Annotated in this window: 23 protein-coding genes; 13 read left to right on the top strand and 10 right to left on the bottom strand. The window is 71.3% G+C overall.

The genetic code is table 11. From position 1 onward, the window contains the following. Positions 1-131 precede the first annotated feature (131 nt). Positions 132-974, bottom strand: a complete 843-nt coding sequence (locus ACZ4U1_RS32005) for a DUF72 domain-containing protein (protein WP_467907659.1) — start codon at positions 972-974, stop codon at positions 132-134. 127 nt (positions 975-1,101) lie between these two features. On the opposite strand from ACZ4U1_RS32005, the gene ACZ4U1_RS32000 reads away from it, so the two are divergent. The 5 genes from ACZ4U1_RS32000 (at position 1,102) to ACZ4U1_RS31980 (ending at position 7,429) form a co-directional block, all read left to right on the top strand. Next, entirely contained in the window at positions 1,102-1,998 is an 897-nt protein-coding gene (locus tag ACZ4U1_RS32000; RefSeq protein WP_467907658.1) for an alkaline phosphatase family protein, read from the top strand. A 1-nt stretch (position 1,999) separates the two neighbouring features. After that, on the top strand, positions 2,000-3,253 hold the full coding sequence (locus tag ACZ4U1_RS31995) for an MFS transporter (protein WP_467907657.1): 1,254 nt from the start codon (positions 2,000-2,002) through the stop codon (positions 3,251-3,253). Then, complete coding sequence (locus tag ACZ4U1_RS31990; RefSeq protein WP_467907656.1) at positions 3,250-4,284, top strand: TolB family protein; 1,035 nt, start codon at positions 3,250-3,252, stop codon at positions 4,282-4,284. The genes ACZ4U1_RS31995 and ACZ4U1_RS31990 overlap by 4 nt, the downstream gene beginning before the upstream one ends. A gap of 119 nt (positions 4,285-4,403) precedes the next feature. Next, entirely contained in the window at positions 4,404-6,764 is a 2,361-nt protein-coding gene (locus ACZ4U1_RS31985; protein WP_467907655.1) for an Orn/Lys/Arg family decarboxylase, read from the top strand. Between the two features lie 197 nt (positions 6,765-6,961). Next, positions 6,962-7,429 carry a hypothetical protein gene (locus ACZ4U1_RS31980; RefSeq protein WP_467907654.1) on the top strand — a complete coding sequence of 156 codons (468 nt, stop codon included), beginning with the start codon at positions 6,962-6,964 and terminating at the stop codon, positions 7,427-7,429. Between the two features lie 112 nt (positions 7,430-7,541). Here ACZ4U1_RS31980 and glnA read toward each other — a convergent pair whose 3' ends face one another. Further along, a complete protein-coding gene (gene glnA / locus ACZ4U1_RS31975) occupies positions 7,542-8,903 on the bottom strand; it encodes a type I glutamate--ammonia ligase (protein WP_356343105.1) in 1,362 nt (453 codons plus the stop codon). A gap of 308 nt (positions 8,904-9,211) precedes the next feature. On the opposite strand from glnA, the gene ACZ4U1_RS31970 reads away from it, so the two are divergent. Beyond that, positions 9,212-10,396, top strand: coding sequence for a globin domain-containing protein (locus ACZ4U1_RS31970; protein ID WP_467907653.1), 1,185 nt, complete (start codon positions 9,212-9,214; stop codon positions 10,394-10,396). A gap of 7 nt (positions 10,397-10,403) precedes the next feature. Here the strand turns inward: ACZ4U1_RS31970 and ACZ4U1_RS31965 are convergent, their stop codons facing one another. Continuing rightward, on the bottom strand, positions 10,404-10,859 hold the full coding sequence (locus tag ACZ4U1_RS31965) for an RrF2 family transcriptional regulator (RefSeq protein ID WP_467907652.1): 456 nt from the start codon (positions 10,857-10,859) through the stop codon (positions 10,404-10,406). 136 nt (positions 10,860-10,995) lie between these two features. On the opposite strand from ACZ4U1_RS31965, the gene ACZ4U1_RS31960 reads away from it, so the two are divergent. The 3 genes from ACZ4U1_RS31960 to ACZ4U1_RS31950 all read left to right on the top strand — a co-directional run bounded on the left by ACZ4U1_RS31960 (position 10,996) and on the right by ACZ4U1_RS31950 (position 14,463). Continuing rightward, complete coding sequence (locus ACZ4U1_RS31960; protein WP_467907651.1) at positions 10,996-11,679, top strand: DUF3105 domain-containing protein; 684 nt, start codon at positions 10,996-10,998, stop codon at positions 11,677-11,679. After that, positions 11,676-12,308 (top strand): DUF305 domain-containing protein, encoded by a 633-nt coding sequence (locus ACZ4U1_RS31955; RefSeq protein WP_467907650.1) that lies wholly within the window; start codon positions 11,676-11,678, stop codon positions 12,306-12,308. The genes ACZ4U1_RS31960 and ACZ4U1_RS31955 overlap by 4 nt, the downstream gene beginning before the upstream one ends. 211 nt (positions 12,309-12,519) lie before the next feature. Then, positions 12,520-14,463 carry a S53 family peptidase gene (locus ACZ4U1_RS31950; protein WP_467907649.1) on the top strand — a complete coding sequence of 648 codons (1,944 nt, stop codon included), beginning with the start codon at positions 12,520-12,522 and terminating at the stop codon, positions 14,461-14,463. Positions 14,464-14,531: 68 nt separating this feature from the next. On the opposite strand, the gene ACZ4U1_RS31945 is transcribed toward ACZ4U1_RS31950, so the two are convergent. Further along, positions 14,532-14,735: a DUF397 domain-containing protein gene (locus tag ACZ4U1_RS31945; RefSeq protein WP_467907648.1), complete on the bottom strand. Its 204-nt coding sequence runs from the start codon at positions 14,733-14,735 to the stop codon at positions 14,532-14,534. After that, a complete protein-coding gene (locus ACZ4U1_RS31940; RefSeq protein WP_467907647.1) occupies positions 14,707-15,570 on the bottom strand; it encodes a helix-turn-helix domain-containing protein in 864 nt (287 codons plus the stop codon). Before ACZ4U1_RS31940 ends, ACZ4U1_RS31945 begins: the two co-directional genes overlap by 29 nt. Positions 15,571-15,685: 115 nt before the next feature. Between ACZ4U1_RS31940 and ACZ4U1_RS31935 the strand changes: the two genes are divergently transcribed. The 3 genes from ACZ4U1_RS31935 (at position 15,686) to ACZ4U1_RS31925 (ending at position 17,632) form a co-directional block, all read left to right on the top strand. Then, entirely contained in the window at positions 15,686-15,907 is a 222-nt protein-coding gene (locus ACZ4U1_RS31935; RefSeq protein ID WP_467907646.1) for a hypothetical protein, read from the top strand. Beyond that, entirely contained in the window at positions 15,907-16,266 is a 360-nt protein-coding gene (locus tag ACZ4U1_RS31930; protein WP_467907645.1) for an ATP-binding protein, read from the top strand. Before ACZ4U1_RS31935 ends, ACZ4U1_RS31930 begins: the two co-directional genes overlap by 1 nt. Positions 16,267-16,924: 658 nt before the next feature. Beyond that, on the top strand, positions 16,925-17,632 hold the full coding sequence (locus ACZ4U1_RS31925) for an esterase/lipase family protein (protein WP_467907644.1): 708 nt from the start codon (positions 16,925-16,927) through the stop codon (positions 17,630-17,632). A gap of 546 nt (positions 17,633-18,178) precedes the next feature. Here ACZ4U1_RS31925 and ACZ4U1_RS31920 read toward each other — a convergent pair. Next, positions 18,179-18,484, bottom strand: a complete 306-nt coding sequence (locus ACZ4U1_RS31920) for an SCO0607 family lipoprotein (RefSeq protein ID WP_467907643.1) — start codon at positions 18,482-18,484, stop codon at positions 18,179-18,181. 93 nt (positions 18,485-18,577) lie between these two features. Between ACZ4U1_RS31920 and ACZ4U1_RS31915 the strand changes: the two genes are divergently transcribed. Then, entirely contained in the window at positions 18,578-18,907 is a 330-nt protein-coding gene (locus ACZ4U1_RS31915) for a hypothetical protein (RefSeq protein WP_467907642.1), read from the top strand. A 19-nt stretch (positions 18,908-18,926) separates the two neighbouring features. On the opposite strand, the gene ACZ4U1_RS31910 is transcribed toward ACZ4U1_RS31915, so the two are convergent. From ACZ4U1_RS31910 to ACZ4U1_RS31895, 4 genes are all read right to left on the bottom strand, one after another. Then, the gene (locus tag ACZ4U1_RS31910; protein WP_467907641.1) at positions 18,927-20,144 is read right to left on the bottom strand and encodes an MFS transporter; all 1,218 of its coding nucleotides are present in this window, start codon (positions 20,142-20,144) and stop codon (positions 18,927-18,929) included. Between the two features lie 97 nt (positions 20,145-20,241). Beyond that, positions 20,242-21,291, bottom strand: a complete 1,050-nt coding sequence (locus tag ACZ4U1_RS31905; RefSeq protein ID WP_467907640.1) for an endonuclease/exonuclease/phosphatase family protein — start codon at positions 21,289-21,291, stop codon at positions 20,242-20,244. Positions 21,292-21,477: 186 nt separating this feature from the next. Next, positions 21,478-22,107 (bottom strand): TetR/AcrR family transcriptional regulator, encoded by a 630-nt coding sequence (locus ACZ4U1_RS31900; protein WP_467907639.1) that lies wholly within the window; start codon positions 22,105-22,107, stop codon positions 21,478-21,480. Positions 22,108-22,193: 86 nt separating this feature from the next. Then, a complete protein-coding gene (locus ACZ4U1_RS31895; protein ID WP_467907638.1) occupies positions 22,194-23,780 on the bottom strand; it encodes an MFS transporter in 1,587 nt (528 codons plus the stop codon). Positions 23,781-23,805 lie beyond the last annotated feature (25 nt).

Raw genomic sequence — 23,805 nt, 5'->3', positions numbered from 1 at the left:
GGGGCCGCGCCGGGTGGTGTCCGTCCTCGGTCCGGCGCCCTGTCTTCCGTGCGTTGCCGGAGTACTCGCCGGCCGCTGCGGGCGGACACCACCCGGCACGTCCCCTTCCCGCCGTACGCGGCCGCGGGCCGTCAGGGCAGGAGGTCTCGCAGTGTCTCGGCCGCTCTCGCTGCCGCGTCGCCGCAGCAGTTGTTGAAGAGGATGTGCAGCTCGGCCGTGGTCGCCGCCAGGGCTTGGATGCGGGGCAGCCATTCGCTCAGCTCCCGCTCGGTGTACGCGTGGCGGAAGCGGTCCTCCTTGGTGCCCGTGCCCCAGTGGGGGCTGCGGCCGTGGAAGCGGATCACCGAGAGGTGGGGGGTGGTGGCGGGCGTGTCCGGGGGCATGGAGGTGGGGAGGCCGGGGGCCGTGTCGACGGCCACCGCGGTGGCGTTCAGGTCCCTGAGGAAGGCGGTGGTGCGGGGGGCCTGGGCGGGGTGCCACCAGGCGGGGTCGCGGAACTCGACGGCGAACGGCCAGTCGTGGGCGCGTTCGCGGGCGGTGCGGATGAAGGTCTCGGCTTCCGGGCCGGGGGCGAGGGAGGGCGGGTACTGGAAGAGGAGGGTGCCCAGGCGGCCGGAGTGGCGCAGGGGGGCCAGCGCTTCGGCGTAGCGGGTCCAGACTTCCGTGCGCAGGGCCTCGTTCCGGGGGTGGGCGCGGAGGTCCGGGGGGAGGGCGGCGGGGCGGGTGGGGTGGCCGGTGAGGAGGGAGAACGCCTTCACGTCGAAGCGGAAGCCGGCAGGTGTGCGGTCCGCCCAGAGGGCGGTGGTGCGGGAGGTGGGGAGGGCGTAGTAGGGGGAGTCGGTCTCGACCAGGGGGAAGCGGGTCGCGTAGTGGCGTAAGCGTTTCTCGGCGTCGCGGTGGCCGGGTGGGTACCAGCCGCTCCTGAGCAGTGCCGGGTCGGTCCAGCCGCAGGTGCCGATCAGGATCTCCGCCATGCGGTCGTGAGTACCCGGCGTTCATCCGGTCTTCACCCGTGGGGTTGGGCGTCGTGGGGTGGGGGCATGTTGGCGTGTGCATGCTCTGTCCGCACCGCCAGCCGTCCATCCTTTCCCGGAGGTTGATGTGTCCGGCAGTTCTGCTCGTTCGGCGTATCGCCGTGCCCGAGCCGTCGTGGCGTCCGCGGCGGCCCTCGCCGCAGCCGCGGTCGGGCTGTGGACCGGGCTCGGCGAGGAGTCCGCGCACGCCGCGGGTGCCGTGCCCAGCCCGGACCACGTGGTCGTCGTGGTCTTCGAGAACCATGCCTACAGCCAGGTCATCGGTTCCTCCAGCGCGCCGTACATCAACTCGCTGAAGGCGGGGGGTGCCAACCTCACGCAGTCGTACGCCGAGACCCACCCGAGCCAGCCGAACTACTTCGCGATGTTCTCCGGGTCCACCCAGGGCATCACCGACGACAGCTGCTACACGCCGGGCTTCTCGTCCAAGCCCAACCTCGCGTCCGAGCTGATCGCCGCCGGGCGCAGCTGGGCCAGCTACAACGAGTCGCTGCCGAGCCAGGGGTCCACGACGTGCAGCAGCGGCACCTACGCGCGCAAGCACAACCCCTGGTTCGGTTTCAGCAACGTGCCGACGTCGACCGCGAAGACGTTCGCGCAGTTCCCGACCGACTACACCACGCTGCCGCAGCTGTCGTTCGTGGTGCCGAACCTGTGCAGCGACATGCACGACTGCTCGGTGTCCACCGGTGACACCTGGCTGAAGAACAACCTCGGCGCCTATGCGACGTGGGCCAAGACGCACAACAGTCTGCTCGTCGTGACGTTCGACGAGGACAACCGGCTGAGCGGGAACCGGATCCCCACCGTGTTCTACGGGCAGCCCGTCGCCGCCGGGTCCAGCTCCTCCACCACGTACAACCACTACGACCTGCTGCGGACCCTGGAGGACACCCAGGGGCTGAGCACGCACGCGGGCAACGCGGCCTCCGCCAAGGACATCACCGGCATCTGGGCGTCCTGACGTGTACGTAGCGGACAGTCGTGCCGGTACGTCCGCTCATGGCGCCGTCCGGCCCTCCGCCGGGCGGCGCCGTGCCGCGGTCGCGCCGACCGTGCTCGCGCTGGGCACGGTGAGCCTGGTCACCGACGTCTCCTCGGAGATGGTGACGGCGGTGCTGCCGTTGTACCTGGTGAGCGGGCTGGGTCTGTCGCCGTTGGGGTTCGGGCTGCTGGACGGGATCCACAACGGGTTCTCGGCGCTCGTCCGGCTGGTGGGCGGGCACTTCGCCGACCGTGGCGGCGGGCGGCACAAGTGGGTCGCCGGGATCGGGTACGGCATCTCGGCCGTGTGCAAGCCCCTGTTGCTGCTGGCGCACTCGCTGACGCCGATCGGGGTCGTGCTCGCCGCCGACCGGACCGGCAAGGGGCTGCGGACCGCCCCGAGGGACGCGCTGATCTCGTTGGCCAGTACTCCCGAGACGCGCGGGCGGGCGTTCGGGGTGCACCGGGCGATGGACACGGCCGGGGCCCTGCTCGGGCCGCTGGTGGCGTTCCTGATCCTGCGGGCCACCGTGGACGGGTACGACGCGGTGTTCACCGTGAGCTTCTGTGTCGCCGTGCTGGGCGTCCTGGTGCTGGTGCTCTTCGTGCCGGGCGGGCGGGGTGATGCCGTCCGGGCCGCGCGGCCCACCGTCCGTGCGGCCCTCGCCCTGCTGCGCCGCCGTGACCTGCGCCGGATCACCGTCTGCGCGCTGCTGCTGGGCCTCGCCACGGTCGGCGACTCCTTCGTCTACCTGCTGCTCCAGCGCCGCCTCGGGGTGCCCGACCGCTGGTTCGCGCTGCTGCCGCTGGGTACGGCCGCCGCGTTCCTGCTGCTGGCCGTGCCGCTCGGCCGGCTCGCGGACCGGGTGGGCCGCTGGGCCGTCTTCCTGGCCGGTCATGGTGCGTTGTCGGTGGTGTACGGGCTGCTGCTCACCTCCTGGCACGGCCCCGTCCTGCCGTACCTGGTGCTCGCCCTGCACGGCTGCTTCTACGCGGCCACCGACGGGGTGCTGATGGCCGCCGCCTCGGACAGCGTGCCCGAGGGGCTGCGTTCCTCGGGGCTCGCCGTCGTACAGACCGGGCAGGCGCTGACCCGGTTCGCCTGCTCGCTGCTGTTCGGCGCGGCCTGGACGGTGTGGGGCGACCGGGCGGCGCTGGCGGGCGCGGCGGTGGCGCTGGCCGCGTGTGCCGCGTTCTCCCTCACCCTGCGCCCGAAGGGGACCGTGACCGCATGACCGTACGCCATCGAGTGCTGATCCTGGTCTCGGCCGTCGCCGTGCTGGCGGCGGTGGGGGTGGCGTCCGTGCTCCATGCCTCGGCCCGGGCGGAGCGCCGTGACCATGTGCGGGCCGGCGGGCCGCGCGTCACCTCGGGCGCGGTGTCGCTGCGTGACTCCGGGCGGCTGGTGTTCCGGAACATGGCGTGGGGGCCGCACCGGGACGAGGTGACCGCCGTACCGGCCAACGATCCGGGCGGGCCGCGTACCGCCTCCGGCCTCACGTGCCTGCGGTTCCACGCCGCTTCGGGCACCGGAGTCTGTCTGCAGGCCGTGCACGGGGCCGTGTCGGACACCTATCGGGCGCTGATCCTGGACGCGCGGCTGCGGACCGTGGACCGGTACGACGTGCCGGGCATCCCCTCCCGGGCGCGGGTCTCCCCCAGCGGGCACTTCGCCGCCTGGACGGCGTTCGTGGGCGGTGACTCGTACGCCGGGACGAACTTCTCCACGCGCACGGCGATCGCGGACACGCGCAGCGGGGAGCTGATCCCCTCCCTGGAGGCCTTCCGGATCGTCAAGGACGGGCATCCGTACCGGACGGCGGACGTCAACTTCTGGGGCGTGACCTTCGCGGACGACGACCGTACGTTCTACGCGACGCTCGCCACGAAGGGGCGGACCTACCTGGTCCGCGGTGACCTGCGCCGCCGTACCGTCACCACGCTGCACGCGAACGTGGAGTGCCCGTCCCTGTCGCCCGACGGCACCCGCGTCGCCTACAAGAAGCGGGTCGAGGGGCTGTCGAAGGACGCGCCCTGGCGCCTGTACGTCCTGGACCTGCGCACGCTGCGCGAGACGCCGCTCGCCGAGCCGCGGAGCGTGGACGACCAGGCGGTGTGGCGGGACGCCCGTACGGTCGTGTACGCGCTGCCCGGGGACTACGGCGCCGATCTGTACGAGGTTCCGGCAAACGGGTCGGGGCGGGCGCGCAGGATCAGCCCGGCCGCCGTGTCGCCTGCTTACCTCGGGCAGCGACGTCAATCCTGAGAGCCGGCTTTTCCGTCATCACGGTGACCTGCCGTGCGCGGCTGCCGTCGTCGTGCCCGGTCGCCCGGAGACTTTCCCGGGCGGCGGCCGGGTGGCCGTCGGGAAGGTGAGGGCACGGGATGGGCGACAGCAGGATCCTGGTCGCGGTGCCGGAGCATCCGCGCGCCGAGGGCGCCGGGGCCGAGCAGCTGCGGAAGATCCGGGACGCGGTGGAGGCGGACGGCTTCGGGGTGCGCTGGGCGGTCAGCGCGGAGGACGCGGACGCGGTGCTGCGGACCGAGGCGGGGCTGGCGGCGGCCCTGGTCGCCTGGGATCTGCCCGGGGGCGCGCGGGCCGTCGGGGACGGTCCCGGGGCCGCGCTCGCCAAGCCGGACGAGACCCTCGACGGGGCCTGTGGCGGGGCGGCCGTGCTGCGGCGGATCGGGCGGCGGTACCGGGATCTGCCGGTGTTCCTGGTCATGGCCGAGGAGGGCGTGCGGGACCTGCCGCTGTGGGTGTCGGAGACGGTCGTCGGCTACGTGTGGCCGCTGGAGGACACCCCGAACTTCATCGCGGGCCGGATCACCAGCGCCGCCCGCGCCTACCGGGAGGACGTGCTGCCGCCGTTCTTCCGGGCGCTGCGCCGCTTCCACGACGCCCACGAGTACTCCTGGCACACCCCGGCCCACTCCGGTGGCGTCGCCTTCCTCAAGTCACCCGCCGGACGCGCCTTCCACGACTACTTCGGCGAACGGCTGCTCCGCTCCGACCTGTCGATCTCGGTGGAGGAACTGGGCTCGCTGTTCGAGCACACCGGCCCGATCGGGGAGGCGGAGCGCAACGCGGCCCGTGTGTTCGGCGCCGACCTCAGCTACTTCGTGCTGCACGGCGACTCCACCTGCAACCGGCTCGTCGGCCACTTCAGCGTCACCCGTGACGAACTCGCCCTGGTGGACCGCAACTGCCACAAGTCGGTGCTGCACGGGCTGGTGGTCTCCGGCGCCCGGCCGGTCTACCTGGTGCCCACGCGCAACGGGTACGGTCTCGCGGGCCCGCTGCCCCCGGCCGAGCTGGCGGCGGACTCGATCGCGGCCCGGATCGCCGCGCACCCGCTCGCCGAGGGCGCCGTCTCCCGTGACCCCCAGTACGCGGTGTTCACCAACTCCACCTACGACGGGCTCAGTTACGCCGCCGTACCGGCCGCGCAGGCCCTCGCGGCCAGTACGCCCCGGGTGCACTTCGACGAGGCGTGGTTCGCGTACGCCCGCTTCCATCCGCTGTACCGGGGCCGGTACGGCATGTCGGTGGACGCGGACGCCTTCCCCGGCCCGGACCGGCCGACGGTCTTCGCGACCCAGTCCACGCACAAGCTGCTGGCCGCGCTGTCCCAGTCGGCGATGGTGCACGTACGGCCCGCGCCCCGGGCGCCGGTGGAGCACGACCGGTTCAACGAGGCCCTGATGATGCACGGCACCACCTCCCCCCTCTACCCGATGATCGCCTCGCTGGACGTGGCGACGGCCATGATGGACGGGCCGCAGGGCGAGTGGCTGGTGGACGAGGCGGTGACGGAGGCGATCCGCTTCCGGCAGGAGATGGTGCGGCTCGGGCGTCGGGTGGCGAGCGCCGGGGACCGGCCGCCGTGGTTCTTCGGCGTCTGGCAGCCGGAGGAGGTCACCGACCCGGCGACGGGCGAGCGGCTGCCCTTCGACGAGGCCCCGCCGGAGCTGCTGCGCACCGAGCAGTCCTGCTGGCTGCTCGAGCCGGGCGCCGCCTGGCACGGCTTCCCCGGGCTGACCGAGGGCCACTGCATGCTGGACCCGGTCAAGGTCACCCTGACCTGCCCCGGCATCACCGCCACCGGCGAGATGGCCGAGGAGGGCATCCCGGCGCGCGTCCTGACGGCGTACCTGGCCACCCGGAACATCGTGGTCGAGAAAACGGACAGCTACACCACCCTCGTCCTCTTCTCGATGGGCATCACGAAGGGCAAGTGGGGCACGCTGCTGGACGCCCTGATGGACTTCAAGGCCCTGTACGACGCCGACGCCCCGCTCGACCGCGTCCTGCCCGAGGCGGTCGCCGCGCACCCGAAGCGCTACGCCGGGCTGACCCTGCGGGAGCTGTGCCGGCAGATGCACGAGCAGCTGCGCTCGGTGCGCCTGGTGGAGCTGCTGGACACGGCGTTCCAGCAGCTCCCGGAGCCGGTCCACCCGCCGCAGCACTGCTACCAGCGGCTGGTGCGGGGCGGCACGGAACGCGTCCGGATCGCCGACGCGGCGCACCGGGTGGCGGCGGCGATGGTCACGGTCACCCCGCCCGGCATCCCGGTACTCATGCCGGGCGAGTCCACCGGCGCCGCCGACGGACCCCTGCTGCGCTACCTCACCGCCCTGGAGACCTTCGACCGCCACTTCCCGGGCTTCCGCAGCGAGACCCACGGCGTGACGATCGACGAGGACAGCGGGGACTACGAGATCGAGTGCCTGCGCCCGGAGTGACACCCGTCAAGTCACGAATTGTCGGGAGGTGACACCGGACGCCGACAGGCGGCTTACTCGATGCACGGGCTCTCGCCGAGCCGCGCCCCCGGGGAAAGCCCGGGGCGCGGTTTCCGGGACGGGAGTCCTGCTGCCGAGAGCCCCATGACCGATGAGGCCCTCGGCAGTTCCCGTCTCTCAGCAGAAGGAGAACTGCCATGCCTCGCACATCTCACAGGCGTCACCTCGTGATGCTCACCCTCGCTACCGCCCTGACCTCGGGAGCCGCGATGCTGCCGGCCAGCGCCTTCGCCGCCACGCCGGACACCGGCACCGTGACCATGCAGCCGTCCAAGAGGGGCAGCGGCGGGCACGATACCGGGGGCCGCGGCACCACAGGCAGCCAGCACCCGGCCGGCCCCGGCGCGGGCAGCGGTACCACAGGCAGCCAGCACCCAGCCGGCCCCGGCGCGGGCAGCGGTACCACAGGCAGCCAGCACCCAGCCGGCCCCGGCGCCGGCTGCGGCTCCTGCGGTGGCCCCACGGGCGGCACACCGGGGGGCGTGGACGAGGGCGGCGGTGCACCCGCGGGCGGCTGGGCGAGCGGCATGGACGAAGCCGGCGCCCCCGCAGGCGGCAGACCGAGCGGCATGGACGAAGCCGGCGCCCCCGCAGGCGGCAAATGAGCCGGGGCGGTACCCACCCCGGTGACGCCCATGCCGAGACACCCTGGGGCCGGCGGTCCACGACCGTCGGCCCCAGGGAATCGATTCGGCGGGACACCCGCCCGACCTGCGCCTACAGCACCGGCAGGTTCTTCCGCAGCTCGAACGCCGTGACCTCCGAGCGGTACTCCTCCCACTCCTGCCGCTTGTTGCGCAGGAAGAAGTCGAAGACGTGCTCGCCGAGGGTCTCGGCGACCAGGTCGCTGCCCTCCATGAGGGTCAGGGCCTCGCCGAGGTTCTGCGGGAGGGGCTCGATGCCCATGGCGCGCCGCTCGGCGTTGGAGAGGGCCCAGACGTCGTCCTCGGCGCCCGGCGGGAGTTCGTAGCCCTCCTCGATGCCCTTCAGGCCCGCCGCCAGCAGGACGGCGTAGGCCAGGTACGGGTTCGCGCCCGAGTCCAGGGAGCGGACCTCGACCCGCGCCGAGCCCGTCTTGCCGGGCTTGTACATCGGGACGCGGACCAGGGCGCTGCGGTTGTTGTGGCCCCAGCAGATGTAGGAGGGGGCCTCGCCGCCGGCGCCCGCCGTGCGCTCGGAGCCGCCCCAGATGCGCTTGTAGGAGTTCACCCACTGGTTGGTGACCGCGGAGATCTCCGCCGCGTGGCGGAGGAGGCCCGCGATGAAGGAGCGGCCGACCTTGGAGAGCTGGTACTCCGCGCCCGACTCGTAGAACGCGTTCCGGTCGCCTTCGAAGAGCGAGAGGTGCGTGTGCATGCCGGAGCCCGGGTGCTCGGAGAAGGGCTTCGGCATGAAGGTCGCCTGGACGCCCTGCTCCAGCGCCACCTGCTTCATGACCAGGCGGAACGTCATGATGTTGTCGGCCGTGGAGAGCGCGTCGGCGTAGCGCAGGTCGATCTCCTGCTGGCCCGGGGCGCCCTCGTGGTGGGAGAACTCCACCGAGATGCCCATCGACTCCAGCATGGTGATCGCCTGGCGGCGGAAGTCCATGCCGACATTGGTGGGCGTGTGGTCGAAGTAGCCCGAGTTGTCGGCCGGGGTCGGGCGGGAGCCGTCCAGCGGGCGGTCCTTCAGCAGGAAGAACTCGATCTCCGGGTGGGTGTAGAAGGTGAAGCCCAGGTCGGAGGTGCGCGCCAGGGCCCGCTTGAGGACGTAGCGCGGGTCGGCGAAGGACGGGGAGCCGTCCGGCATGAGGATGTCGCAGAACATGCGGGCGGTGCCGGGGGTCTCCGCACGCCACGGCAGGACCTGGAAGGTGGACGGGTCCGGCTTGGCGATCATGTCGGACTCGTAGACCCGGGCGAAGCCCTCGATGGCGGAGCCGTCGAAGCCGATGCCCTCGTCGAAGGCCTGCTCCAGCTCCGCGGGGGCCACGGCGACGGACTTGAGGAAGCCCAGCACGTCCGTGAACCACAGGCGTACGAACCGGATGTCGCGCTCCTCCAACGTCCGGAGCACGAACTCCTGCTGCTTGTCCATCTTCCGCTTCCCCATCCTTGCTGGTCAGGCCGCCTGTCCCCCGTACCACGGGAGGCGGTCGGGCACCTGAGCATCCCACCACAACACCATTTCACGCGCGTTGCGGACCTTGATCGCCCGAGCGTCGCCGTGCTGAACGCCTCTCGTACGGCAGGTGTACTGCGCTCTCGCCCATCTTGCCTGCTCGCACCGCCATCCGTAATGGCCGATCCCGCTTCCTCCGTGACCGACACCACGCCCGTTAAATTTGCATCTCAGATGCAAGTTTTCATAGCGTGCCAGTCAGCCGAGTTCTCCGAGGAGTCCCGATGCTGACCGAGCAGTCCGCAGCCACCGTCCGTGCCACCCTGCCCGCCGTCGGCGCGGCGATCGGCGAGATCACCGAGCGCTTCTACACGCGCCTCTTCGCCGCCCACCCCGGCCTGCTGCGCGACCTTTTCAACCGCGGCAACCAGGCGGCCGGCACCCAGCGGCAGGCCCTCGCCGGCTCGATCGCCGCGTTCGCCACGCACCTGCTGGACCACCCGGAGCAGCGGCCGGACGCGATGCTCGCCCGCATCGCCCACAAGCACGCCTCCCTCGGTGTGGCCCCCGAGCAGTACGACGTCGTCCACGAGCACCTCTTCGCCGCCATCGCCGAGGTCCTCGGCGAGGCCGTCACGCCCGAGGTGGCCGCCGCCTGGGACGAGGTGTACTGGCTGATGGCGAACGCGCTCATCGCGATCGAGAAGCGGCTGTACGAGGAGAGCGGCGGCCCTGGCTTCCGCGCCTTCCGGGTCGAGGAGCGTATCGAGGAGACCCCGGACGTGGTCACCTTCCGGCTGCGGCCCGCCGACGGGGGCCCGGTGGCCGCCTTCCGCGCCGGTAGTTACGTCTCGGTCGGCGTCATCCTGCCCGACGGCGCCCGGCAGATACGGCAGTACAGCCTGACCGGGGCCCCCGGCGAGGCGGTGCGCCAGATCAGCGTCAAGCGCGTACAGGGCGAGGCCACGCCCGACGGCGAGGTCTCGAACCACCTCCACGCGCGCGTGCGCCCCGGCGACGTCCTGGAGCTGTCCGAGCCGTACGGCGACCTCGTCCTCTCCGGCGAGCCGGACACGCCCCTGCTGCTCGCCTCGGCCGGCATCGGCGTGACCCCGATGATCGCGATGCTGGCCGACCTCGCGGCCGGCGGCCACCGCGCCCCGGTCACCGTCGTCCACGGCGACCGCTCCCCCGCCGACCACGCCCTGCGCACCGACCACACGGCCTACGCCGGCAAGCTGCCCGAGGCCGCCGTGCACTTCTTCTACGAGCAGGACGCCGAGCCCGGCACCCGGACCGGCCTGGTCGACCTCACGGACATCGCCGTACACCCCGGCACGCGCGCGTACTTGTGCGGCCCCCTGCCCTTCATGCGCGCGGTCCGCGCCCAGCTGATCGAGAAGGGCGTGGCCCCGGCGGACATCCACTACGAGGTGTTCGGCCCGGACCTGTGGCTGGCACAGGGCTAGGACGGGCTCAGTCCCGCACCGCCGGCCCCCGGGAGATCCCCAGCAGCAGGGGGCCGGTCGGGGCGGTGACGATGTCCGCGATCGTGACCGGGTCCAGGGCCGCGTAGAACGCCTCCTGGGCCCGCCGCAAGGCGCCCCGCAGCCGGCAGTCGGAACGCAGCGGGCAGGGGGCCGTCCCCTGCGCCCCCTCGCAGTCGACCACGTCCCCGTCGCCCTCGAAGGTCCGCACCACCGCGCCCACCGACGCCGTGCGCCCCCGCTCCGTCAGTGCCAGCCCCCCGCCCCGGCCGCGCCGGGCGTGGACCAGGCCCAGGTGCTGGAGTTCGGCGACGACCTTCGCGGCGTGCGTGTAGGGGACGTCCATGTCCGCGGCGACCTGGCGGGTGGTGGGCACGGCGTCGGCGGCGACGGCGAGTCGCATCAGGACACGCAGGGCCAGGTCGGTGGAGCGCAGCAGCCGCATACCGCGAGCGTAGGTAATACGCATCCCCGCTTCAAATTATCCGGTTCCTGTGCCCTCCCTACGGAAGTGCGGCCCCGCCGCATTACGATCAGCGAGCCCCACCGTCCACGTCCCCTTCCGCAGAAGGACACGCCTCATGGGTTCCGGCAAGAACAGCAGCACCGCGGCGCGCAAGGCGCGCATCGAGGAGATGCGGCGCGCGGAGCGTGCCCGCGAGCGCCGCAACCGGGTGCTCACCATCGCCGCCAGCGTGGTGGTCGTCACCGGTCTCGTCGTCGGCGGTGTGGTCCTGGTGAAGTCGCAGGACGACTCCGGCAAGGACGTGGCGACGCCGAGCGGCGACGCCAAGGGTTCCGGGGACTCCGGGAAGTTCACCACCGGCAAGGACGGCGTGAAGACCTGGTCGGGCAAGCTGGCCCGGACGCACGTGACGACCAAGGTGTCGTACCCGATGCACCCGCCGGTCGGCGGCAACCACAACCCGGTCTGGCTGAACTGCAACGGCGACGTCTACACCGAGCCGGTGGCGGACGAGAACGCCGTGCACTCGCTGGAGCACGGCGCGGTCTGGGTGACGTACACCGCCAAGGCGCCGAAGGCCGACGTCGACGCGCTCGCGGCCAAGGTGAAGAAGACGCCGTACTCGCTGATGAGCCCGTACGAGAACCAGGACGCCCCGCTGGTGCTGTCGGCGTGGGGCCACCAGGTGGCGGTGAAGAGCGCCAAGGATCCGGAAGTGGACAAGTTCTTCGCCACCTACGTACAGGGGAAGCAGACGCCCGAGCCGGGCGCCTCGTGCACCGGCGGGGTCATGAAGTGAGGCGGCAGCACATCGGCTGGGCCGCGGGGGCCGCGGCGGCGGTGCTCGTAGCGGCCGGCGCGATCACGTACGCGGTCGCCGAGGACACCGGCGGACCGGAGGCGAAGACGCCGGGCGCGGAGTCGGCGGACGCCGGCTTCGCGCGGGACATGGCCGTCCACCACCAGCAGGCCGTCGAGATGTCGTACATCGTGCGGGACCGCACGAAGGACGAGGAGGTGCGACGCCTCGCGTACGACATCGCGCAGACCCAGGCCAACCAGCGCGGGATGCTGCTGGGCTGGCTCGACCTGTGGGAGCTGCCCAAGGTGTCCGCCGACCCGCCGATGACCTGGATGGGCATGGGCGGCATGGCCTCCGGCAAGGACGGCGCGCTGATGCCGGGCATGGCGACCAACACCGAGCTGAAGAAGCTCCAGTCGCTCAGCGGCAAACAGGCCGAGGTCTTCTACCTCCAGCTCATGACGGACCATCACAAGGGCGGTGTCCACATGGCCGAGGGCTGTGTCGCCAAGTGCTCCGTCGGCGTGGAGAAGCGGCTCGCGCAGGGCATGGTGGACGCGCAGCAGCCGGAGATCGAACTGATGGCCGGGATGCTCAAGGAGCGGGGCGCGCAACCCCGTTCGTAACGCCGCCGTCCGGACGAAAGCGTCGAATCCCCCTACGAGGCGGGTTACTTGAGCGTCTCTTGACTTCCGCGTTCCCCTGACATGAACGGTTCATCGACAGAGTGGCCCCCACCGTGTGATCCACTCGCCGGCCGACACCGCCGCGGGCCGGCGCGCGCATCCACGACGTACCGACCACTACATGCATGCGAACCGCATCGCAGGGGGTTCTATGAGATCCAACCGCGCCACCGTGCGCGCCGGCGTGAGCATGGCAGCGACACTGCCCATGATCGCTGGTGCGCTGGCGCTGGGCATACCCGCGGCACACGCTGCGGACAGCCCCGCTCGTGACGTACTGAAGGGCACCAAGCCGCTGTGGGCCACGGCCAAGGCGGACAAGGGCGCCACCCCGGACAGCGCCCAGGTCAAGGCCCGCGTCTACCTCGCCGGCAAGGACGCGGCCGGGCTCGCCGCCTACGCCAAGGCGGTGTCCGACCCCAGCTCGCCGCTGTACGGCAAGTACCTGAGCGCCAAGAAGGCCCAGGCCCGCTTCGGCGCCACCAAGGCCCAGGTCAGCGCGGTCACGTCGTGGCTGAAGTCGGCCGGTCTGACCGTCACCGCGGTCACTCCGCACTACGTCGCCGTCTCCGGCGACGTGGCCGCCGCCGAGAAAGCGTTCGGCACCCAGCTGCACAACTTCACCAAGGGCGCGAAGACCTACCGCGCCCCGGCCGCGGCGGCCACGGTCCCGGCCGCCCTCAAGGGCGCCGTCCTGACCGTCACCGGCCTGGACAACGCCCCGCACAAGGCGAACCACGACGACCAGCTCCCGCCCCCGGACGCGGTGTTCAAGAACTCGGGCCCGTTCTCCTCCTACTACGGCTCGAACCTCGCGACCACCCTCCCGGACGCGTACGGCTCGAAGATCCCGTACGCGGTCAAGGGCTACACCGGCAAGCAGCTGCGCGCCGCGTACGGCGCGGGCACGTACACCGGCCGCGGCGTCCGCATCGCGATCACGGACGCGTACGCCTCCCCGACGATCGCCTACGACGCGGGCACGTACGCGCTGAAGCACGGTGACGCGGCCTGGAAGACCGGCCAGCTGCACCAGGTGCTGCCGAAGAACTACACCAAGACCGAGGAGTGCGGGGCCGCCGGCTGGTACGGCGAGGAGACCCTGGACGTGGAGGCGGTCCACGCGGTCGCCCCGAACGCCGACATCACGTACGTGGGCGCCTCGTCCTGCTACGACGACGACCTGCTGGACTCCCTCAGCAAGATCGTCGACAACCACCTGGCCGACATCGTCTCCAACTCCTGGGGCGACGTCGAGGCCAACCAGACGCCGGACCTCGCCGCCGCCTACGACCAGGTCTTCCAGCTGGGCGCGGTGCAGGGCATCGGCTTCTACTTCTCCTCCGGCGACGACGGCGACCAGGTCGCCAACACCGGTGTGAAGCAGGTCGACACCCCCGCCAACTCCGCCTGGGTGACCGCGGTCGGCGGCACCTCGCTGGCCGTCGGCAAGGGCGACAAGTACCTGTGGGAGACCGGCTGGGGCACCCAGAAGGCCTCGCTGTCGGCCGACGGCAAGAGCTGGGCCGGCTTCCCCGGCACGTTCACCTCCGGCGCGGGCGGCGGCACCAGCAAGACGGTGCCCCAGCCGTACTACCAGAAGGGCGTCGTCCCGAAGTCGCTGGCCACCGCCAACAACGCCGCCGGCAACCGCGTCGTCCCGGACATTGCGGCCATCGCCGACCCGAACACCGGTTTCCTGGTGGGCCAGACGCAGACCTTCCCGGACGGCACCGAGCAGTACAGCGAGTACCGCATCGGCGGCACGTCGCTCGCCGCCCCGGTCATCGCCGCGGTCCAGGCCCTGGCCCAGGAGGCGAGGGGCGGCAAGGCCATCGGCTTCGCCAACCCGTCGATCTACGCCAAGTACGGCAAGGCGGGCGTCTACCACGACGTCACGGACGACCCGACGGGGTCGGGGCTGGCGGTCGCCCGCGTGGACTTCGTCAACGGCTATGACGCCTCCGGCGGCCTCGCGACCTCGGTTCGCAGCCTGGGCAAGGACAGCTCGCTGAAGGCTGTGAAGGGCTACGACGACGTCACCGGCGTGGGCTCGCCTGCGGGTGGGTACGTGCAGTCGTTCCGGCGGCGGTAAGTCGCTGGGCTTGCTTCGCTGAAGGGGCGTGGGGTCTTCGGACCTCACGCCCCCGTTGCGTTGCGGGGTTACGGGGTCTTGAGGGCGGTGATGAAGGGGGTCCAGGCGGTGGGGGTGAGGAGGAGGGTGGGGCCGTGGGGGACCTTTGAGTCGCGTACGGGGATGAGGCCGGGGATGTTGGGGGCGACTTCGACGCAGTTGCCGCCGTCTTCGTTGCTGTAGCTGCTCTTGAACCAGAGAGCTTCACTCAAGTCGATCCGGTTGCTTGCCATTTCGGTAATCCTCTGCCGCGGCCTTGATCATGGCGAGGGACGTGTCTGGTGACAGCGCGACGGCCCTGAGCCGATCGTATGCCTTGCGGTACCGCTCCACGAGGGCCGGATCATCGACGGTGACTCCGCTGTAGGACGCCTCGGTGTACACCAGCGGTGGGGCATCCGGGAACGTCATGGTCATGATGTAGGCGGCCATCAAGGGATACGCCCGTTGCTTCCACGGAACAATCTGCGGAGTGATACGGCGCCGGTCCGCCAGCTCCGCGATGCGGTCAAGTTGTTCCGCCATTTCCTGCGGCGGGAGGATCGGCTCCAAGATCAGCGACTCGTGCAGGATGACCCAGTACTCCGGGGTGTGGTGGTCCGCTTTGAAGAGGTCGGCGCGCGCCGTTCGGCCGTTGACCTTCTCCTCTACCTCGGCGTCGGACGACAGCGGGAGACCGGCCAGGATGACGGCCCGCGCGTAGGCCGGAGTCTGAAGCAGCCCCGGCAAGAGCGTCGGACACCACTCCTCGATGGTCAGGGCGAACTTCTCCGCCTCCAAGACCTTCTCGAAATATGCGGGATGCCCCGCCGTCCTCGCCCTCCTCACATCCTCGCAACGCCGCTCGAAGAAACCGTCGGTGTCGAGTACCCGATCCGCATGCCGAGCAAGATCGATCGGCATCCTCCGCTCCCCGCGCTCGATGTCGCTGAGGTACGTCTTGCCGTAGAAGCTGCCTTCGAGGAACGCCTCCAGCGACAGCCCCGCCGCCTCCCTCTTCCACCGCAACTCCTTGCCGTAGAAGGTCGGGACGCTCATCGAGCCGTCGATGTCCTTACCGCGAGCCACCGCTCACCCTCCTCCGCTGCCCTGGTCGCGAACGCGAAACCTCTTTCACGGTAGCGAGGTTGGCGACACGCTGTGAGGTGTTCGTCACAGACCGCACAGAAGGTTGCCGACTCTCATGCCGGACCACTCCCCCACCGCCTACGACGTGACCCTCTGCGTCGAGGACCTCCGTGCCGCGCTCGCCCTGCACGGCATCACGCTCCCCTCCCTCCGGGTCGACCTGCCGAGCTTCGCGGGTACGTACACCCCGCCCGCCGGGCTCGTCACGCTCGGGAACTGCAACACGGCCACGGCGCGTGCGCTGGCCGCCGTGTTGAGGAAGGCGGCGGCCGAGTGATGACGCTGCTGGAGTTCGAGCTGCGCGCCACGCCGAAGGCCGCACCGGACCTGCGCCACCGCCTCCGGGACCACGGGTTCGACGTCCGTCTGTGTGCGACGGAGTTGCTGACGAACGTCATCGACCACTTGGGGGAGGGGACTCCGGTGACCGTACGGGTCATTGGTACGGCGGTGCTTCACGGCCGTACCCGCATCGAGGTGACCGACCCCGAGCCGCGCACCTTGCCCGTCCTGCTGTCCGCCACGGAGACGGAGGAGTCGGGGCGGGGACTGGCTCTCGTGGACGCGCTCGCCGAGCGGTGGGGCGTGGAACGGGGGCCGGACCGGAAGACGGTGTGGTGTGAGGTGAGGAACTGAGCGGGAGCGGGGAGCTGATGTGACCGGATGCCGATACGTGGCTGTGGGGCCGCCCGCTTCTTCGGCCAGTGTCGTGCTTCCACGGTCCGCGTCAAGGGCGCGTTCCGCGTCGCCTTCGGCGATGGGCCTCCGGCCCACCCTTGACCCGGCCCGCTCCAGCACGGGTAAGAAGCGAGCGGGCAGCCCGGGGAAAGTGGCCGGCTGAGGTCCGTCGGGCCCTGCCGTCGGCTGCGTTCGCATCGTGGGCGAGGGGCGCGGACGCGCCTCGCCAGCACGCCGGGCCGGCTCAGCGGCTTCCGGCCGGTGGGCGGGGGGCGGGGGGCGGGCCGGGCTGGCGCCCCACCAGTCCCTCGGATCACACGGGAGGGGTGATTGGCGGATTTGGGCCAGCCCTTCTGGTATCCCAGCCCGCTCACCTGGGCTTTCTCTCCCAGTGCATGGCACAAATCCGCCAATCACTGGGTGAAGGGGGCGGGTGAAAAACTGGGCGCACGCATCTTGACCATTGATACCTACTGGTCAGTACGCTCCCGTCACCCCTCAACGACACCGGTGTCCTGCGCAGCCTCCCGCAACTCCCGCAACCCGGGAGACGCCCCGCAGTCCCCGTCAGTCGCGCCGTCAGGCGCGTTTCCCCACCGCTCCCCGTGAGGCCCCCGTGCAGAGATCCCTTCTGAACAGATCCCTCGTGTCCACGGCCGTCGCCGCGACCGGCGTCCTCCTCGCCGTGCAGGCGCCGGCTCCCGCAGCGCGGGCGGCCGGCAGCTCCACGTTCCGGTCCAGCAGCAACCCGATCCTCTTCGTGCACGGCTACACCGGTGACAGCAGCAACTGGAACACCATGGCCTCCCGCTTCAGGAACGACGGCTGGCCGTCCTCCCACCTGGACCAGTGGACCTACGACTGGCACCAGTCGAACGCCACGACCGCCCAGCAGCTCTCCACCGAGGTCGACCGCCTGCTCGCGGCGACCGGCGCCACCCAGGTCGACATCGTCAGCCACTCCATGGGCGGGCTCTCCTCGCGCTACTACCTCAAGAACCTCACGGGAACGGCCAAGGTCGACGCCTGGGTGTCCCTGGGCGGCCCGAACCACGGAACCGACAGCGCCAACACCTGCATGGACACGTCCTGCACCGAGATGCGTATCGGCTCGGCCTTCCTCACCGCGCTCAACTCCGGCGACGAGACACCCGGTTCGGTTCGCTACGCGACCTGGCGGTCGCCCTGCGACACGGTGATCAACCCCGACAGCTCCGTCCCCCTGTCCGGCGCGACCAACACCGAGACCACCTGCCTCAGCCACACGGACCTGCTCATCGACGCGACCGTCTACGCCCAGACCCGGGACACGATCAACCGCTAGCCCTGCCGTGCCCTGCCCAGCCAGGGTGTCGTGAACGCACAGTGATTGGCAGATGTGTGCCAGGGAGGGTGGGAGAGAAAGGGCAGGTGAGCGGGATGGGATGCCGGTGCGGGATGGCACAGATCCGCCAATCACCCATCCCGTGTGGCCAGAGGGACTGATGGGACGCCGACCGGGCTCCCACCCGCCGGGCCCCAAGCCGCCAAGCGCACCCGGCGTCCATGCGAGACGGGACCGCGTCCCTCACCCACGGCGCGGACGCAGCCGACACCGGGGCCCGGTACCGGGCTGGGCCACCGCCTTTCCGGGCCGCTCGCTCGCTTCTTCCCCGGGCTGGAGCGAGGTGTGTCAAGGGTGGGCCGGAGGCCCATCGCCGAAGGCGACGCGGGAGTGGAGCGCAGCGGAACGGGAGCGCCCTTGACTCACCTCGCGGAAGCCCGACACTGGCCGAGAAGCGAGCGGCCCCACGGCAACTCCCCAGCACGGGCAACGGGAACGCCCTCCCCGCGCCGGCAGTCACCCGCTGCCTGCCCACAGCCGTAAGGATCACTGCGGCTGCGGCTGCGGAACGACTCGGCCCTTCTCGTCGAGGGTCTTGTCGGACCAGTACCGGTCCCACTTGTCGCCCAGGTACACCGGCACCTTGCCCTCGGGGTAGCGCGCCCAGCCGGGGGCCGGCTTCTCGCCCTCGGGTACGCAGTCGCCGCCCGAGTCGTTCACGGCGAGCACCGGGTCCTCGCCGGACCGGCAGACCCGCTCCTTCCCCCACCCGGCGCAGCCGGTCAGCAGGGATGCCGCGACTCCGGCCGCGAGGGCGAGGAGTAGGACTGAGGTGCGGCGGTGCTGGAGCATGGGCGGCCTGGCCTTCCGTGTCGACGTGTGCCGCAAGTCTCGTCGTCACCCGGGGGCTTGTGATGAGTACCGGTACTCACCTTTGGAGGTGCCATGGGCATAGAGCTGGAGTTGCGCGTCAAGCAGGCGGCGGCGCGGGGGAAAGGGCGACAGCGGGAGGCCGTGATCCGGACGTCCCACGAGCACGGGGAGATGCTCGCGCTGGCCCTCGAGGGGGTGACCCAGGGCCGGCTCGCGCAGATCGACCCCTACCGGGACACCCGCTTCACCGACCAGGACGCGCGGGCGGCCCTTCCGGAGGTGGCCGCCCTCGTGCGGGAGTGCGCCAACCCTTTCCGGGAGGCCGCTCTGCTCGACCTCGCCGAGATGCTGGAGGCCTGTGTGGCCACGCCGGGCAGCTGTCTGTGGTTCATCGGCGACTAGCCGCCCCCCGGGCCCGGCCTCAGCCGTGCAGCGCCCCCGACTCCTGCGGAACCCGGGACGCCACCACCCGGCCCGCCGACGGAGCCGCCCTCCTGCGGTCCACCGCGTACGCCACGCTCGCCACGCCCAGCCCCAGCACCGCCAGGGCCGCGCCGGCGAGCGCGGGGGACGTCGTGCCGAAGCCGGCCGCGAGGGCCAGGCCGCCGATCCAGGCGCCTCCGGCGTTGGCGAGGTTGAAGGCCGCCTGGTTGGCCGAGGAGGCGAGGGAGGGGGCCGCCGCGGCCTTCTCCATGACCATCAGCTGGAGCGGGGAGCCGGTGATGAACGCCGCCGTGCCCAGCAGGGTCACCGCCAGGGCCGCGCTCCACTCCGCCCGCATCAGCAGGGGGAACAGCAGGAGCACGGCACCCAGCGACGCCAGGCCGGCGAAGAGCGTGCCGCGCAGCGAGTGGTCCGCCAGGCGGCCGCCCAGCAGGTTGCCCGCCGTGGCGCCCACGCCGAAGAGGGCCAGCAGCAGGGTCACGTTCGTCTCCGCGTAACCCGCCGTGTCCGTCAGCATCGGCGTCACGTAGCTGTAGGCCGCGAACAGCGCGCCGAAGCCCGCCACCGTCGTGGCGAGGGCCAGCCAGACCGGCAGGGACTTCAGGGCGGCCAGTTCGCCGCGCAGGCCCGTCGAGGCGGCCTCGTGCTTTCCGTCGTGCGGGATCAGGAGGGCCAGGGAGGCTATCGCCGCCACGCCGATCGCGCTCACTCCGAGGAACGTCGCCCGCCAGCCCAGGTGCTGGCCCATCAGCGTGGCCACGGGGACGCCGGCGATGTTGGCGACGGTGAGGCCGAGGAACATCAGGGACACCGAGCGGGCCTTGCGCTCGGGCGGGACCATCGCCGTGGCGACGACCGCGCCCACGCCGAAGAAGGCGCCGTGCGGCAGGCCGCTGAGGAAGCGGGCGGCCAGCAGGGAGCCGTTTCCTGGGGCGAACGCCGACAGGGCGTTGCCGGCCACGAACAGGGCCATCAGGGAGATGAGCACCGTACGGCGGGACATGCGGGCGGTGACGGCCGCCAGTAGCGGGGCGCCGATGACGACGCCGAGTGCGTACGCCGAGACCAGGTGGCCGGCGGTGGGGATGGAGATGTCGAGGTCGTCCGCGACGTCGGGCAGGAGGCCCATCATCACGAACTCGGTCGTACCGATACCGAAAGCGCCGACGGCCAGTGCGAGCAGGGCCAGGGGCATGAAGGGCCTGTGCCTTTCGAAGCGGGGAGAGCGGAGTTCCGTTACAGCGTATGTTCACCTGCGGAACAAAGTCTCCCGGGCCCGGTATTCCAACCGGTTACGAGGACGTGTCGAGCTTCACACGCGCCGCCACCGGCAGGTGGTCGCTGTTGGTGCGCGGCAGCGTCCAGCTGCTCTCCGGCTCGGCGCCCCGGACCATGATCTGGTCGATGCGTGCCATCGGGAACGACGCCGGCCAGCTGAACCCGAAGCCGCTGCCCGCCGCGCCCTGCGTGGAGCGCAGCTGCGAGGTGACGGCGTTGAGCGAGCGGTCGTTCATCGTGCCGTTGAGGTCGCCGAGGAGGACGACCCGCTTGAGCGGCTCGTCGGCGATGGCCTCGCCCAGCGCGTCGGCGCTCTTGTCCCGCTGCCGGGCGGTGAACCCGGCCTCCATCTTCACCCGCACCGAGGGCAGGTGGGCGACGTAGACCGCGATCGGGCCCTCGGGCGTGGCGAGCGTGGCGCGCATGGCCCGCTTCCAGCCGAGCTTGATGTCGACGGCCTCGACGCCGGTCATCGGGTACTTGCTCCACAGGCCGACCGTGCCGACCACCGCGTGGTACTTGTACGTCGGCGCGAGCGCCTTCTCGTAGACGGGGACGGAGGAGGCGGGGAGTTCCTCCAGCGCCAGGACGTCGGCGCCCGAGGCGGCCACGTCCTGCGCGGTCGCGGCCGGGTCGGGGTTGTCGGCGTTGACGTTGTGGGTGGCCACCATGAGGTCGCCGCCGCTGCCCGCCTTGTCGGTCAGCAGCCCGCCGAAGAGGTTGAGCCAGACGATCGCGGGGAGGACGACCGCGAGCAGCGCGGTCGCCGACTTCCGGATCAGGCCGAGGACCAGCAGCACCGGGATGGCCAGGCCCAGCCAGGGCAGAAACGTCTCGGTGAGTGAGCCGAGGTTGCCCACCGCGTTGGGGATGTGGGCGTGCACCAGCATCACCAGGGCCAGCAGCAGGGCCAAGGCGGCCAGGACGAGGCCGCGCCGCCAGATCCGCGGATCGTTCCGCCAGCCGGCGGACAGGCGGTGCGCGAGGCGCCGAAGCCGGGATCCCGGTCGCTCGGGCTCCGAGCCGCCGCCCACCGTCTCCGTCATGTACGCCTGCTGCGCCATACCGTCTGCCTCACTGCCTGCCGTGCACACCGTTCGCCCCCGTGCTCTTCCGACCCTAGGGGATGATCGGCTCCGTTCCCGCCGTCCCATGACGGCCGTACGGAAGACGAGGACGATCGAGCCGGGGCGGGTAGTTCCGGTTGCCCCGGGACTGGCGGGGTCTGTGACGAAACGCGCACATGAGCGCTACGAGGCTGTGGACCTGACGGGTCGTAGGCCCTCCAGGACCGCGTCGACGATCTGCTCCGCGAGGCCCTCGGGCAGGTCGGCCTCGGGGCGCATCACGGAGCGGACGAGCATGGGGCCGACGAACATGTCGTTGGCCAGGTCCAGGTCGACGTCCGCGCGGATCTCGCCGTTCTCCTGCCCGCGGCGCAGCACTTCCAGGGCGAGGACGCGCCGGGGCGCTATGACGCTCGCGTGGTACGCCGCCCAGATCCTGGGGGCGGACTTCATCTGGGCGTACACGTTGTGCAGGATCGCCGAGGAGCGGCTGACGAGTCCGCGCTGGCGCAGGGCCTCCAGCAGCACCACGAGGTCGTCGCGCACGGAGGTGCCGGGGAGTTGCGGGTCGGGGGGTTCGGCGGCGCGTACGACGTCGACGAACAGTTCCTCCTTGCCGCTCCAGCGGCGGTAGATGGTGGCCTTGCCGACCCCGGCCGTGCGCGCGACCCGCTCGATGGACAGCTCGGCGAGGGGCACGCCCTCCTCCAGGAGCTTCATCACGCCTTCCAGGATGGCGCGTTCCACGGCTTCGCTGCGCGGGCGTCCCCGGGCGGGTCCGTCCGGGCGCGACCGCTGGTCGGCAAGGCTCACGTCGTTCCGTCCTCTCACTGTGCTGCGGGAATTGTCCCGCAGCGGCCTCCCTCCGCCGGGGACCCGCCGGCGGACGGCGCGGTCGGTCAGTCGGTTGCCGCGACCAGTTCGGCTTCCTTGCTGTCCGGCCGGCCGGCCGGCGGCTTGCCCGGCAGGAACAGGGCGGTCACCACGGCGCCGATCAGCGCGACACCCGTACCGCACAGGGCGGTGATGTGCATGGCGTGCAGGAAGGCGTCGTGGGCGGGGGTGACCAGGGTCTCGCCCCGCGGGCCGAGCTTCTCGGCGACGCCGAGGGTGGCCTCGATGGACTCGCCGGCGGTGGCGCGCAGGCCGGGCGGCAGCAGGCCGAGCTTGTCCTCGATGCCGTTGCGGTAGGAGGTGGCGAGCACCGAGCCGAGGACGGCGATGCCGAGGGCGCCGCCGACCTGGCGGAAGGTGTTGCTGAGCGCGGAGGCGGAGCCGGCCTTCTCGCGGGGCAGGGCCTGCATGATGACGACGGAGGTCGGCGTCATGATGTGCGCCATGCCGGCGCCCATGAGGAAGAAGACGACCTCCAGCAGCCAGATGGGCGTGTCGGCCTCGAAGGCGGCGAACGCGGCCAGTGTCGCCGCGATCAGCAGCAGGCCCCCGGTGGTGGTGGCCTTGTTGCCGAACCGGTCGACCACGAGCCGGGCGCGCGGCGCGAAGATCAGCTGGGCGGCGGCGAGCGGCAGCATCAGCACGCCGGACTCCAGCGGCGAGTAGCCGCGCACGCTCTGGGTGTAGAAGACGCCGAAGAACGTGACGCCCATCAGCGCGAAGAAGACCAGCGCGATCGCGCTCATGGCGGCCGAGAAGACCTTGTTGCGGAAGTAGGTCACGTCCAGCGAGGGGTGGTCGCTGCGCTTCTCGAAGACGACGAAGGCGGTCAGGACGGCGAGGCCGGCGATGATCGTGGCCAGCACCTTGGCGTCGGTGAAGTCGGCCAGTTCGCCGCCCTTGATGATGCCGTAGACCAGCAGCACCAGGCCGACGACGGACAGGACCACGCCGACCGGGTCGAGGCGGCCGGGCCGCGGGTCGCGGGAGTCGGGCACCAGCCAGGCCATCAGGACGAGCGCGACGATCACGATGGGCACGTTGATGAAGAAGACCGAGCCCCACCAGAAGTGGTCGAGGAGCGCACCGCCGGTGATCGGGCCGATGGCGATGGCGAGGCCGACGCCGCCTGCCCAGATGCCGATGGCCTTGGGCTGCTCCTCGCGTTCGAAGACGTTCATGAGGACGGCGAGGGTGGCGGGCATCACGAAGGCGGCACCGAGGGCCATCAGGGCGCGGAAGGCGATCAGCTGGCCGGGCGAGCCGGACTCGGCGGCGAGGGCGGAGCCGATGCCGAACACGGCGATGCCGCCGAGCAGCACCTTCTTGCGGCCGATCCGGTCGCCGACGAGGCCGGCGGTGAACAGCAGGCCGGCGAAGACGAGGGTGTAGGCGTTGATCGCCCACTCGATCTCGCTCTGGGTGGCGCCGAGGCCGGTCGGCGCGGGGGTCGCGATGGTCTTGATCGCGACGTTCAGGATCGAGTTGTCGAGCACGACGATGAGCAGGCTCAGCATCAGCACGCCGAGGATCGCCCAGCGGCGCCGGTGGACCGCTTCCGGTATTCGGGGGGCAGGGGCGGGACTTGTCATGTGTTCGAGCCTACGATCATTCCGA

The sequence above is a fragment of the Streptomyces sp. NPDC028928 genome, assembly GCF_055564915.1.
The sequence above is the reverse complement of the archived record's forward strand: the minus strand, read 5'-3'. Positions and strand labels throughout refer to the sequence as shown.

What these genes read in the sequence shown, in the direction of transcription:
- ACZ4U1_RS32005 (WP_467907659.1), bottom strand. Translation starts at nt 974, where the DNA reads ATGGCGGAGATCCTGATCGGCACCTGCGGCTGGACCGACCCGGCACTG.
- ACZ4U1_RS31990 (WP_467907656.1), top strand. Translation starts at nt 3,250, where the DNA reads ATGACCGTACGCCATCGAGTGCTGATCCTGGTCTCGGCCGTCGCCGTG.
- ACZ4U1_RS31985 (WP_467907655.1), top strand. Translation starts at nt 4,404, where the DNA reads ATGGGCGACAGCAGGATCCTGGTCGCGGTGCCGGAGCATCCGCGCGCC.
- ACZ4U1_RS31980 (WP_467907654.1), top strand. Translation starts at nt 6,962, where the DNA reads ATGCCTCGCACATCTCACAGGCGTCACCTCGTGATGCTCACCCTCGCT.
- glnA (WP_356343105.1), bottom strand. Translation starts at nt 8,903, where the DNA reads ATGGACAAGCAGCAGGAGTTCGTGCTCCGGACGTTGGAGGAGCGCGAC.
- ACZ4U1_RS31970 (WP_467907653.1), top strand. Translation starts at nt 9,212, where the DNA reads ATGCTGACCGAGCAGTCCGCAGCCACCGTCCGTGCCACCCTGCCCGCC.
- ACZ4U1_RS31965 (WP_467907652.1), bottom strand. Translation starts at nt 10,859, where the DNA reads ATGCGGCTGCTGCGCTCCACCGACCTGGCCCTGCGTGTCCTGATGCGA.
- ACZ4U1_RS31960 (WP_467907651.1), top strand. Translation starts at nt 10,996, where the DNA reads ATGGGTTCCGGCAAGAACAGCAGCACCGCGGCGCGCAAGGCGCGCATC.
- ACZ4U1_RS31950 (WP_467907649.1), top strand. Translation starts at nt 12,520, where the DNA reads ATGAGATCCAACCGCGCCACCGTGCGCGCCGGCGTGAGCATGGCAGCG.
- ACZ4U1_RS31945 (WP_467907648.1), bottom strand. Translation starts at nt 14,735, where the DNA reads ATGGCAAGCAACCGGATCGACTTGAGTGAAGCTCTCTGGTTCAAGAGC.
- ACZ4U1_RS31935 (WP_467907646.1), top strand. Translation starts at nt 15,686, where the DNA reads ATGCCGGACCACTCCCCCACCGCCTACGACGTGACCCTCTGCGTCGAG.
- ACZ4U1_RS31930 (WP_467907645.1), top strand. Translation starts at nt 15,907, where the DNA reads ATGACGCTGCTGGAGTTCGAGCTGCGCGCCACGCCGAAGGCCGCACCG.
- ACZ4U1_RS31920 (WP_467907643.1), bottom strand. Translation starts at nt 18,484, where the DNA reads ATGCTCCAGCACCGCCGCACCTCAGTCCTACTCCTCGCCCTCGCGGCC.
- ACZ4U1_RS31915 (WP_467907642.1), top strand. Translation starts at nt 18,578, where the DNA reads ATGGGCATAGAGCTGGAGTTGCGCGTCAAGCAGGCGGCGGCGCGGGGG.
- ACZ4U1_RS31910 (WP_467907641.1), bottom strand. Translation starts at nt 20,144, where the DNA reads ATGCCCCTGGCCCTGCTCGCACTGGCCGTCGGCGCTTTCGGTATCGGT.
- ACZ4U1_RS31905 (WP_467907640.1), bottom strand. Translation starts at nt 21,291, where the DNA reads ATGGCGCAGCAGGCGTACATGACGGAGACGGTGGGCGGCGGCTCGGAG.
- ACZ4U1_RS31895 (WP_467907638.1), bottom strand. Translation starts at nt 23,780, where the DNA reads ATGACAAGTCCCGCCCCTGCCCCCCGAATACCGGAAGCGGTCCACCGG.